A 12124-nucleotide genomic window follows, 5' to 3' on the forward strand; every position below is an offset into this window, starting at 1 on the left:
TTCCTTTCCCGAGGACCATCCGGTCGTTCTGTCTCAACTCGGGAAAATAGCCGGACCCTGACGGACCGGTGTCGCTTCCGCCACTATCTCGGCGAAATGGACTAAAAACCACCGCTCAACTGGACTGAAACACGATGCTCAACCGGCCACAATTCCATTGAACAAACACAGCCGCGGCGTTGTCGGGGCTGCACCCCTTCGCGCCCGTGGACCGGACCAGGCCGTACCGGCCCATCCGTTCCAGCCATCCCGGCCACCGGTAATGACAACCGCGGTCACTGTGGACCACGGGACGCTCGCCGGGCCGCAGCGTGGCGGCGGCCCGGACCCGGCATCGTGTCGCGCCGGTTCCGCGTTCGGCGACGTCCCGGCCGTGTGCGCCACGACCATGCCGTCGTAGCAGTCGATCATCGGGGAAAGGTACACCTTTCCGTCGCTGGCCTTGATCCCGCGTGGTGTCCGTGAGCCACTTCACGTTCGGCGCGGGAGCGGTGAAATCCCGGTTGACGAGGTTGTCCGGCGCGGGCGTGACCTCGCCCTCGTACGAGCTGTAGCGTCTCCGTCCGGGGACATGGGCGACCAACCCGTCCTCGCGCATGATCCTGCGGATCACCTTCTCCGAGACACCCGTCCCGGGCGCGGCCTTGACCCGCCGGTACCCGTACCGGCCCTTGGAATCGGCGAACGCCCGCGCCACGCAGGCGCGCAGCCCGGCGTACTTGTCAACGCCGAGCCTCGCGTGGTGGTAGTGGTAGCTGCTGGGCGCGATACCGCGGCAAGCATGTCAGCGACCTCAGCGAATACCTCGGCCTCAGCCGGTCGACCGGCATCGTCTTCTCCCGGTTCGACAGGCGCCGCAGGTCGGCGCCCGGGTCTTTTTTACGACCCCGAACCGCCTCCCGCATCAACGCGTTCCCCCGACTCCAGCTCCCGTATCCGCCGACGCAGCACATCCGGGTCATCGCCCAACGGCTCGCTATCGGTTCCGGCCTGCGGCATGGCATCCCTCCGTTCCGGTCTCCGGCGCCGCCATTCCACCGGCGCGGTACAGTCTCATCCAATGATGCACCGCACCGGCGCTGACGCCAAGCTCCGTCGCCACCTGCTTCTGCTGCATACCGGACAGGCACAATTCCACCGCGCGACACCGCGTCTCCAACGGTATGGGCGGCTTGGGGACGGCATCCGCATACCTGGGATCGTCGCGCAGCCACCGTTCCAGACACTGCCTGGTCGGATACCCCAGATGCTCCACCACCTGCTTCGTGGACATCGGTGTGGAGAAATACAACTCCACCGCCCGCTCACGCTCCTCGCGACCGGACACGGCAACAATCCTTCCGCTCAGTCTCCAAGAAAACGTCCGCAGCCCCCAACCCACCAGGGTCGTCGGCAGCTTCCCGGACGGCAGGAGCGCGCTCATGCTCATATGCGCGCGTCCGGTACGTCACCGCCAACAAATGGTCAAGCCGACGCTACCTGGACATGTCCCGACTCAATGACAGGCTCATGGAAACGAACTGATCACCGCGCCATGGATGGGCGGAACCACATCTGCGCAACTTTTCGGGCACAAACCCCCGACTCCAGCTCCTCGACCCTGCAGTGCAACGTCCCCACGTCATCGTCGTCTCCGGCGCCCCGTCGCGACGCGGGCTTGTCGGCCTGACCGTCGTTCCTGTTCCGAAGCTGCAACGCGGCCATGCTGCCCTTCCGGTACGTCCTGCCCCAGTTATACACCGCGCTGACGCCCGCGCCGAGCTGTTCGGCGGCCTGCTTCTGTCGCATGCCACCCCAAACCAGTTCAATCGCCTTCCGCCGTGTCTCCAGCGGGATGATGGATTAGGCCATACGGCCGGCATACCGGGGATCCGTCGCCAACCAACGTTCCAGACACTGCCTGGTCGGATATTCCAGATGATCCACCACCTGGGCCGTTGCCATCGACGTGGTGAAATACAACTCCACCGCCCTCGAACGTTCCTCAAGACTGAACATGCGGAAAACTTCTCGCTCAGTCTCCAAGAAAACGTCCGCAGCCCCTTACGAGAAAACGTCCGCACTTATCTGGTATAAAGGTTATTTGCGATAATTAATATAAACTAGAGGTTTGTATCCGCGCAGACGAACTTCTTTTTTCCATTGATCTAATCTATTTTTCAACATTAACATGTCTAGTTCATCTAATTGAGGGCGTCCTTTCTCATCTTCAATATGGGTCTGTCGTTCCAAGATAAACCAAAGAGCAACAGAAGTGACAGTAAGGGATGTGTCGTTGACGTGAATCTGATTTTGTTTACACAGTTTTAGTGCGGCAAGGGATTGGTCGATTGCGTAACACAATTTGGAAGAAACATTTCCGAATTTGACGGCACAAATAGTATGCTCCTTTTTTTGATATAAATCCATCGGTTCGACTTTAGCTGTGCCAATCGTGTTTGTGTTTCGGTCAAAATTTATAAAATCGCCAGATTTTGAGCATATAATATTAAATGCTCTTTCAGTGTAATACTTATGTTTTAATAATTTAATTATACTCTCTTTGTTGGCGATTTTACAATCTATGTTATTGTTTGTATACTCTAGAATATATTGCTGGTTAATGAATTCATTATATATCTGTTCGGAAAAATCAAATTTAGGATCATATCTAACTTCAATTTCATTTATTGAATCGCGTAAATATGTTAAATAGTCTTGGTTGTATTGATACCAAACGCCCTTAGAGAGCAAGCACAGCTCGCTGTCGTTGGTGTAGTCAATCAGTTCCTTTATGCGATGCGAATGTACAGGCGTATTGTCGTTTAGCACGGTAACAGTGGCATTCAACATCAAGGGGCCATAATCCAATTGATTGTTTGCACAAAAGGATTTCAATTCTTCGTTTGTAAGGGCTGAAGTTCTATACTGTTTACCTTGATACTTAAAAAGATATTCGCAATCATTATGGTTAAATATTTCCGTTGCTCCGATTATTTCCAGTTCGGAGAAATTAATCTGTGTTGCGTTGCTTAGGATTGCTTTATTTAATTCTTCGTCCAAACGTGTTATTTTGTCCGCATCTTTTACTTTTGTAAACATAGGTATATTGCATTTATCGGCTTCGTGACTAATTACATGCTCTATGTGTAATATTAAGTCTAATAATCCGTCTAAAGTATTGTTGCTGGTTGAAAATCGTATAGAAGTGCCTACTTCAATTGATGCCTTGTATAAGGTGAAATTGTCAGGTAATTTAACTTTGGCTTTAAGTTTTGCAAAAGATTCGCCGCTGTCAAATTCTAGTTCGTTATAATCAATATATGTATTTACTGTTTTGTTTCGGTGTGAGTCTGGTGTTGTTAATGTGGTTGTTTTGATATTGTCATATTCAAGTTTGCGCGCAAACCTGAAGCCAAAATCTCTGTCGCAAAATTTATCAACCAAAAAGAATGCATTGCCAAACGTTATGGCGTACAGGGTGTTGTCTTCGTTCTGAAAGACAACTATGCCTCTCGGGGCAGGTGGAATACACTTCTTTTCTTGATTGAATTCCTCTAATACCCAGTTCCATGATAGTTCTTTATCTTTGCTTGGAATTGACGTATATAGGGTGCAAGTGTAATTCACTGTCATATTTCGTTCATTTACTCGTTTGAATGAACGCGTTTCGCCTACTCGTTTCATGTTCGAGCAAAGGTTCTGGTAAAAAGGGACGGACTTATCGCTGTCTATCTTATAGATATTGATTCCAACCATTATTCCCCACTCCATTCGTAGGCTTTATGTAATGTTACAGTTCTTTGTTTTGAATGTCAATTTGGACTTCTTTTGTTTTTCGAACCTTGGCCGGGGTTGGAGAAAATAGGTTTTGATATGAAGTAAGGGTATTCTATATTTCTGAGGCTTCTGCTGTTTTCGTAGGTTAGAGGATGGGTGTTGGTAGGTGGATGGGTGGTCCTGAGCATCTGAGTTTGATCATGGCGATGAGGTTGTCCGTGTCGCGGAAGCCGTAGGCCATGCGGATGGTGACCTTGATCTTGTTGCTGAACGCTTCGATCCTGGCGTTGGAATAGCCGAGCCTGATGGTTGTGAGGATGTCGTCGCGGCGTCTGCGGATCTTCCCGCATAGTTCGACGATCTCGGGGATGCGGCAGCGGGACGCCCGGCCGATCCATCGTTTGAGTTCCGCTTCGGCCCGTTCGACGGGCTGGCGCGGGAGCGTGCGCAGGAGTTCCCTGAGCTGCCACGAGCGGTAGAGCCGGCCCTTGGGATCCGCGTCGGCGAGTGTGGCGAGGGCCGTGGATCGGCGTTCGGTCAGGTCGCCGGGGTTCCCGAGCACGGCGTATGCGACGCCGCGCATCGCCTCGGTCGCCGTTTCGTTCCCGTCGCGCCCGGCCTGGTTCCACAACCGTTTCCCGACCCGGTCGAGCGCGTCGGTCATCCAGGAGACGATGCGGAACGAGTCGAGCACGCGTTCGGCGTTCGGGCGGTGCTCGGCCACGGACGAGTCGATCCATCCGGCCCCGTCGCCGGTCACGATCCGGATCGACGCGCGCCGCTCCGGCGTCAATTGTCGGAAGAACAGGTCGAGGACCTGTCTGCCGTGCCCGTCGTGCGCCCAGATCACGCGTCCGCGCTCGTGGCCGACGATGACGGTGATGTACGCGTGGCCCTTCCTGCGGCTGGTCTCGTCCACACCGATCGCGTGCAACCCGTCGAACATGCACGGCATCGAGGACTCCGGCCGGCCGGCGACCCGTCTGGCGATGTCGCCGGCGGTCCTCCACGCGATATGCAGGAAACCGCTCACGGTCTTCTGGCCGGCGACCGTCATCAGCCATGCGCACTCGGATTCGAAGTCGCGGGTGAACCGGCTGCCCGGCTCGGCCCACGGCACCCGGGAGACCACCACGCCGTGCAGACGGCATTCCACTCGCGGGACCGGGCCGGAAAGCCCGACGCGGAAGCAACCGAAGTCCTGGTGCCGCCAGCTTCGCCCGCCCCCGCCGTTGTCGTATCTCGGGGCCTTTCGCCCGCAGCGCGAGCAGCGCGACGCTCCCTTCCTGCACCTGACGCGCGCCACCAGGACGGGCGCGTCGCGTAGCGGGGAGTCGTCCAACGACACGTCCTCGACCATCATGTCTTTGACGTTCAGCAATCGCTTGAATATGCTCTTCAACCAAGGCGCTTTCCTCGGTTGTATTCTTGGTCGAAAAACAAACCTACAGGAAGCGCCCCTCACACCTTCGTATTCAACGGCTCAACGACGAGCCACCACCCACGAAAACAACACAAGAGCCTCAAATTTTATACCGCCCCCTGCCCATATCACGATCTACTCCCATCCCATCATGACGTCCGACACGTTCCGCGTCATTGTGCGAACGGACCTGTTGGCCGGCCGCCACTCATCTTCCCGGCGGCTCACTGGCCCTGCTGCTGGTACCGGGCTTCAGTGGTGGCCTTGGTGGGCTCCCACCAGTCGCGGTGCTCCGTGTACCACGCGATCGTCCGTTCCAGTCCCTTGCGGAAATCCGTATGCTCCGGGGCCCAACCCAACTCGGTCCTGAGCTTGGTCGAATCGATCGCATAACGGCGGTCGTGGCCCGGGCGATCCTTCACCCAGTCGAACGCGTCGGCAGGCTGGCCCATGACCTCCAGAATGTCACGCAGCACGGTGATGTTGTTCCGCTCACCGTCCGCACCAATCAGGTAGGTCTCGCCGATCCGCCCCTTCGTCAGAATCGTCCACACGGCGGAGGAATGGTCATCCGTGTGGATCCAGTCACGCACGTTCAGGCCGTCGCCGTACAGCTTCGGGCGAATACCCGTCAGGATGTTCGTGATCTGGCGCGGGATGAACTTCTCCACATGCTGGTACGGACCATAGTTGTTGCTGCAGTTGCTGATCGTGGCGCGCACTCCATAGGTGCGGTGCCAGGCGCGCACCAACAGGTCGGAAGCCGCCTTGGTGGAGCTGTACGGGCTGGACGGATGGTACGGGGTCTGCTCCGTGAACCGGTTCGGATCATCCAGTGCCAGGTCGCCATACACCTCGTCGGTGCTGATGTGGTGGTAGCGCACGTCATACTTGCGAGCTGCTTCCAGCAGACGGTAGGTGCCCTCCACGTTCGTCCGCAGGAACGGCTCCGGGTTCGCGATGCTGTTGTCGTTATGCGATTCGGCGGCGTAATGCACGATCGCGTCATGCCCCGGCACCAAGCGGTCCAAGAGATCGGCGTCACAGATATCCCCATGCACGAACTCCACGCGATCAGCCGGCAACCCCGCGATATTCGCCGGATTGCCCGCGTAGGTCAGCGCGTCCAACACCGTCACATGCGTTTCGGGATGGTTGTTCACCACGTAATGCACGAAATTCGAACCGATAAACCCACAACCACCGGTCACCAGGATGTTCTTGGGCGCGCACGTCTCAGTCATGGCTCCCAGAATACCGTGAACACGGCGGCGGTGTCTGTTGGGTTGCCGTCTCGGTCGCGGCCGGCCGCAGGTTGCGCGAAACCGATTGCCAGCACTGCCCCGGACCGGTCACCGCACCTCCAGCGTACCCAGCAGGGCCTTGTGGTCGGTTCCCGGAATCACCACCGTATCCAGGTCGCCGACCGTCACACCGCGGTCGTGCACGATATGGTCGATTTCCACGGCGGCAGGCACCGGAATCCGGCCGAACAGCCTCTTGTTCGCCGGATATGTCATATGGAACCACTCGCCCGCGTTCTCCGCCGAATCCACAAATCGGCCACCCAGCAGGCAGCGGAAACTCGCATGATCCCACGTCGCATTGAAATCACCCATCAATACAAACGTGTAATCATCCCTTTGCAGCTGACTAATCGCCCCCAAGCCGCGGTCCCACAGCCCCTGATTGCTCGGCCGCGGCGAAAACGGGTGCACGGAGCCGAAACGAATCACCGTACCCCCGAAATCGATGCTCGCAGCGGGGATGCTCGACGCTTCGATCGGGATCAGATCTTTCGTCGGCTCGCTCATCGGGGCGGCGCTCCACACTCCGTTCACCCCGCCATTGTCGGATGGGGAGGCGTCCGCCACCACCGCATACGGCAGCAGCTCGCGCAAGCCGGCTTCATTCAGGCGGGAAATCAACGCCGGATTCAACTCCTGCAACGCCAGCACCTCCACATGCTGCTCGCGCACGGTCCGCACAATCGCGGCCGCATCAGCCAAGCCATTGCGCGTATTCAACGTCATGATGCGCGCATACCGGTCATCGGTGACCACGCTCGACTGCGCCACAGCCGACCGCGCCGAGGCGGACAGCGACGCTCGCGGATACAGGAACCCCACATGCCACACCAGCTGAACCGCCAGGCACAACACGCTGACCATGGCCAGCGCACGGCGGCGGATCGCCAACGCCACCAGCAGAATCACGGCGGAAGGAACCGCCATCCACGGCACAAACGCCACCACAATCGGAATATAACGCTTACCGTCCACGCCGTTCGGTGACATTCGCAGCACCATCACCAGCACGATGCCCAACGTCGCCGCCCACAGCAGTGCCGCCAGCCAACGGTACCGGGTGTGTGGTCCTTTGACCGCAGCCGGTTGGCTCTCCGGCCGCGCAGTCTCCGCAGCCAGCCCAGAACCGGCCCCGAAATCAACGGCCGTTTCCATCGGCGATTCCCTCCTGCCGGAAGGCATCCCTGCTCCCTTTCGGCCGCTGCTCCGCCGGTTCCACTACATAGGTGATCCGGGCACCGACCTCCAAGGCGTAATCCGTCAGCAGGGAGACCAGATTCGTCTCGCCGTTCTCTATCTGGGACACGTAGGACTGTGACACATTCATCCCGGCAGCCAGCTGTCGCTGCGTCATACAACGGCTTTTGCGGAGCGCGACGAGATCTTCCAGCAGATCCCCTGCGGCCTTATGCAAGTCATACGCAAGTTCACGGTAGTCGTACTGATTCTGATCGCCCATTGCTGCCCCCTACTCAAAATAAGCATGAGCAATACTATCAGCCGCCGTTCCGCCCCACGCGTAACCGATATCAGGAACGCCTGCCGCGCCCCTCGCGCGGGAACTCAGTTGGCGCTGATGAGGGAATCGAAATCGGGGCGGGCGAGCTGCGGGCGCTCCGGCGCGGCCTCCACGCGGTAATGCTTGCGCATGCTGGCCAGCATCGTGCGCAGCGCGCGGTTCGTTTCCTCGGCGGCCTGGCGGAATGCCGAAATATCACGGCCGATCGGATCGGCGATATCCTTCGGAGCCTCCACCAGCGGACGGATATACGACGACGCGTCGATCACCGACTGCAGACGATCCTGAATCGTCAACCCCCGGACCAGACCATTCCGCGCGGCATACTCGCACATATTCGCGAAATCGTTCAGCTGGAACGTGTAACGCACCGCGGTTGGCGCCAACGTCACGATCTGGTTGCGCTGCGCCGCTTCGAAGCACAGGATCAGGTCGGCCGATTCGGCCATCTCGCGGGTCAGACGCCGGGAGCGGAACCCGCTGGAATCGATGCCGACGCTGTCCAACATCCGCGCGCTGGACGGATCGATCTGATGCATGTGAAGACCACGGGTCCCGGCACTGGTCACCTGCACCGTCGTGTTGGCCAGGTAGCGGCTCAACAGCAGCTCGCCCATGGGCGAACGGCAGATGTTTCCGGTACATACGAACATGATGTGCATGCGCGGGAATCCTTGCTCTCGTATATCCGCCGTATCCGGCCGGACACGGCGTTATCATGACTCATCAAGTCTACTCCATGCGCGGAAGAACGCCCTCCCGGCGCACGTTCCATAAAACCGGCCGTTCACCGGCGCGTGCAACGCCCCGCGCAACAGAAACCGCCGAACGGTACGCCGCCGATTCAGATGCGCGTGGTGGCGCGGGGAATGACCGTGGACCTGATCGACAGCGTCTCCGGGTCGGTGATGTAACCGCGGATGCGGCCGATCAGCCGTTCCATGGCTGTGGGAGCTATCCAGCTCAGACAGGAGTCCATGGTGGTCAGCGGCGGCTGCAGGTACTGCGATTCCTCGATGTTGTCGAAGCCGATCACCTGCACCTGGTCGGGGATGGAGAATCCGTTGGCCGCCAGCGCGGTGATCACGCCCGTGGCCAGCTGGTCGTTCAACGCCACCACCCCGTCGAACGGCACGCCGGAGTCGATCACCTGCTGCATGGCGCGCACTCCCCCGCCGATGCCCCAGTCCTGACCGGTCACGCCCAGCAACCGCGGATCCAGCTCATGCCCGTGCTTCGCGCAGGCGTCCATAATCCCGTGCAGACGCATCGCGGCGTTGCCATCCACGGCGGCACGCCACCCCTCCGGGTCGTACGGGCTGCGCGCCCCCCACCACGGCCAGTCGCGTAGCCCCCTTGCGGAACAGATACTCCGCGGCGGTCGCGCCATCGGCCACGTCATCCGTGCGCACCCAGTCGGCACGTCCCCAGGTGGTCCGCGCGCCCACGCACACCAGCGGATATTCCACGTCCAGATCATCCGGGGTCAGCTCGCTGCCTTCCGGCAGCGACATGATGATACCGTCGCTGATTGTGTTGTTGAACGAGTCGAGCACATGACGGGCGGCCGTATCCGAACCGTCATATGTGATTGCATACACCGAATAGGAGCGTTTGCGCGCCGCGTCGATCACATGGTCGGCCAATTCGGCCAAGTACGGCGGTTTCAGCGACGGCACGGCCAGGGTTACGAATCCGGTGTGCTGGAAGTTCAGGTTGCGGGCCGCCATGTTCACCTGGTAGCCCATGTCGTCGATTATCCGCTGTACCTTCTCGCGGGTCGCTTCGCTCATGCGCCCCGTCTGGTTGATCACGTTCGACGCGGTTTTCAGGGAAACGCCGGCTTCGCGCGCCACGTCACGCAACGTCACGCGCTTCCTGTCGGGCTTCGCCGCATCGCTCATGCCATCCCCCTATCGGTTCAATGATGCAGTCAGTGTACCTCGGCGGGCGGGACCGTCAGGAGCGCACCAGCACCACGCCGTTGCGCTGCAGCACGTAGCCGCCGGGCACGTCGTCGCCGCGGAACAGCACCACCACCTCGCCGCCCACGCGCACCTCCACCGGTTCCTTGGCCCGGTTGAAATACCAGTCGAACCGGCCGCCTTCGCCGACGCGAGCCACGTGCAGGATGCGCGGGTCATGGCGGTGCGTCGGGTCGGTGCAAGCATGCGACCTGGCCAGTTCGAACCGCAGCAGATGCGCGATGTCCGCACGATCCAGATCGCAACCGACGTACCAGGCCTCGCCCTTGCCGTACGGGTGCCGTGTGACGGCGGGCACGCCGTCGATCTGCCATTCCGATGCATCCGCACCATGGTAGGAGGCGACGATCTCCGTGTCCGCGGCCACCGAGGTCACCACGGTCTGCCACAGCCGGCTGACCGCGCCGTTCGACAGCCGCACCGCATCCGGTTCGCCGTCGATCGGGCCCAGGATGTTGAACTCCTCGCCGCGCACGCCCAGCATCCGGCGCAGCAGCCCATCGCCCGCACCCGGGTATCCGCCTAAGCCGGTGCGGAAGTTGTCGTCCACGATGCCGGTCGCATAGTCGACCACCACACGACCGCCATCTTCGGCAAACGCGGCCAGGCGAGCCGTGTCCTCATCGGACAAGACCAGTACGGTCGGCAGGATCACGGTGCCGTATCCGCTCCAGTCGGCGGACAGCGGCACCACGTCAGCGCGGGATCCCGTGTCGAGGAACGCGCGATACCAGTCGCGGATATCATGCCAATGGCTGAGCTGGCCGCTGGGGAGCGTGCGGCTGCGCGTGGCCCATTCGGCGCCGGCGGAGAACAGGATCGCGGTCGGCGCATCCACAGGACATGTCCCCTGCACGCCCGAGTCGGACAGGCGCTTCAGTATCACGCCCAGATCACATACCTCGCGGAACACCGTCGTATCCGGGCCCGCGTGCGGCACCATGGCGGAGTGGAACGCCTCCGCGCCGGAGCGCGACTGACGCCACTGGAAGAAGTTGACGGCGTCCGCGCCCATCGCCACATGGGCCAGGGCGTCGCGGACCATCTCGCCGTTGCGTTTGCGCGTGTTGACCGGCTTCCACTGTACGGCGGACGTGGAATGCTCCATCAGATACCACGGGTTGTGGCCGGCGAACCCGCTGACCAGCGAATCAGAGCAGGCCAGCTCGTCCAAATGGGATTCTCCGGGCACGAAATAGTGGTCGTTGGACACGAAATCGACCTCGGCGGACCAGTCGGCGTAGTCGAGCGTGCACTGGTCGGTGGAGACCATGAAGTTCGTGGTAAATGGCTTGTCGGGACAGATCTCCTCAATGGCGTCTCGCTCCGTTCGGTAGAACTCCTTGAGTGCGTCCGAACAGAAACGCGTGTAGTCCAGCTGCTTGGCGGGGTTGACCATCGAATCGGCGCCCATGTGGCGGGGCACGTCGATCTCGTCGAAGCTGCGGACCTCCTGCGACCAGAACGCGGCGCCCCACGCCTCGTTCACCGCCTCCGGCGTGCCGTAGCGCTCCTCGCACCAGCGTTGGAACGCGCGTACGGCGTCGTCGGAATAGTCCACCGCGTTGTTCCAGCCGTATTCGTTGCCCATGTGCCAGGCGGTCACGTAGGGGTTGTCCTTGTACCGTTCGGCGAGCTTGCGGCACAAGGTCAGCGCGTACTCACGGAACACCGGGCTGGTCGGCCGCCATGACTGGCGGGATCCGGCGTGGACCACGTTGCCGTTCGCTTCCACCGGCAGTACCTCGGGATGCGCCCGGTACAGCCACAATGGGGCGGCCGCGGTGGCGGAGGCCAGGTCGACGGCGATGCCGGCCTTGCCGAGCTTGCCGATAATGCGGTCCAGCCAGTCGAAATCCCAGGTGTCCTCGGCGGGTTGGATGCGGTCCCAGCTGAAGATGGCCAGGGCCACGGTGTTGACGCCGGCCTTGGTCATCAGGCGGATGTCCTCGTCCCAGACCTCCTCGGGCCACTGGTCGGGGTTGTAGTCGCCGCCGTACGCGATGCCGCGTCCGGTTTCGGTCAGCAGGTTTGGCCAGCGGAATGGTCTGCGGATGTTCATCGTCGTGGTGCTCCTTGCGATGGGTATGGGATGGGCGCGGGTGGTGTGGCCCGCGCCCGTATGGTGTTG

At 60.2% G+C, this 12124-nt stretch carries 10 protein-coding genes and 2 pseudogenes; 1 reads left to right on the forward strand and 11 read right to left on the reverse strand.

The features are described from left to right. Positions 1-115: 115 nt before the first annotated feature. Together BIGA_RS09420 and BIGA_RS09140 are read right to left on the reverse strand one after the other, a co-directional pair. Complete coding sequence (locus BIGA_RS09420) at positions 116-697, reverse strand: IS3 family transposase (protein WP_162175549.1); 582 nt, start codon at positions 695-697, stop codon at positions 116-118. Between the two features lie 279 nt (positions 698-976). Next, positions 977-1423 (reverse strand): helix-turn-helix domain-containing protein, encoded by a 447-nt coding sequence (locus tag BIGA_RS09140; RefSeq protein ID WP_237744014.1) that lies wholly within the window; start codon positions 1421-1423, stop codon positions 977-979. Here BIGA_RS09140 and BIGA_RS10075 point away from each other — a divergent pair. Further along, positions 1380-1524, forward strand: a pseudogene (locus BIGA_RS10075) (IS256 family transposase); the annotation flags it as partial. The gene BIGA_RS09140 and the pseudogene BIGA_RS10075 sit on opposite strands and share 44 nt — an antisense overlap. Here BIGA_RS10075 and BIGA_RS09795 read toward each other — a convergent pair. From BIGA_RS09795 to BIGA_RS01640, 9 genes and pseudogenes are all read right to left on the reverse strand, one after another. Beyond that, positions 1525-1788, reverse strand: a complete 264-nt coding sequence (locus tag BIGA_RS09795) for a hypothetical protein (protein WP_033508012.1) — start codon at positions 1786-1788, stop codon at positions 1525-1527. Between the two features lie 291 nt (positions 1789-2079). Further along, positions 2080-3753, reverse strand: a complete 1674-nt coding sequence (locus tag BIGA_RS09150) for a DUF6119 family protein (RefSeq protein WP_081929319.1) — start codon at positions 3751-3753, stop codon at positions 2080-2082. Between the two features lie 151 nt (positions 3754-3904). Continuing rightward, positions 3905-5161 (reverse strand): ISL3 family transposase, encoded by a 1257-nt coding sequence (locus BIGA_RS01610; RefSeq protein WP_081929321.1) that lies wholly within the window; start codon positions 5159-5161, stop codon positions 3905-3907. Positions 5162-5406: 245 nt separating this feature from the next. Next, positions 5407-6426 carry a dTDP-glucose 4,6-dehydratase gene (gene rfbB / locus BIGA_RS01615; protein ID WP_033507933.1) on the reverse strand — a complete coding sequence of 340 codons (1020 nt, stop codon included), beginning with the start codon at positions 6424-6426 and terminating at the stop codon, positions 5407-5409. Between the two features lie 108 nt (positions 6427-6534). After that, positions 6535-7644, reverse strand: a complete 1110-nt coding sequence (locus BIGA_RS01620; RefSeq protein ID WP_237744015.1) for an endonuclease/exonuclease/phosphatase family protein — start codon at positions 7642-7644, stop codon at positions 6535-6537. Next, entirely contained in the window at positions 7628-7948 is a 321-nt protein-coding gene (locus tag BIGA_RS01625; RefSeq protein ID WP_051916993.1) for a helix-turn-helix domain-containing protein, read from the reverse strand. Before BIGA_RS01625 ends, BIGA_RS01620 begins: the two co-directional genes overlap by 17 nt. Before the next feature lie 104 nt (positions 7949-8052). After that, positions 8053-8670, reverse strand: a complete 618-nt coding sequence (locus BIGA_RS01630) for an arsenate reductase/protein-tyrosine-phosphatase family protein (RefSeq protein WP_034259534.1) — start codon at positions 8668-8670, stop codon at positions 8053-8055. Between the two features lie 182 nt (positions 8671-8852). Further along, positions 8853-9912, reverse strand: a pseudogene (locus BIGA_RS01635) (LacI family DNA-binding transcriptional regulator). Between the two features lie 55 nt (positions 9913-9967). Continuing rightward, entirely contained in the window at positions 9968-12055 is a 2088-nt protein-coding gene (locus BIGA_RS01640; RefSeq protein WP_033507957.1) for a beta-galactosidase, read from the reverse strand. Positions 12056-12124 lie beyond the last annotated feature (69 nt).

Source organism: Bifidobacterium pullorum subsp. gallinarum (genome assembly GCF_000741215.1).
Lineage (GTDB): Bacteria > Actinomycetota > Actinomycetes > Actinomycetales > Bifidobacteriaceae > Bifidobacterium > Bifidobacterium pullorum_B.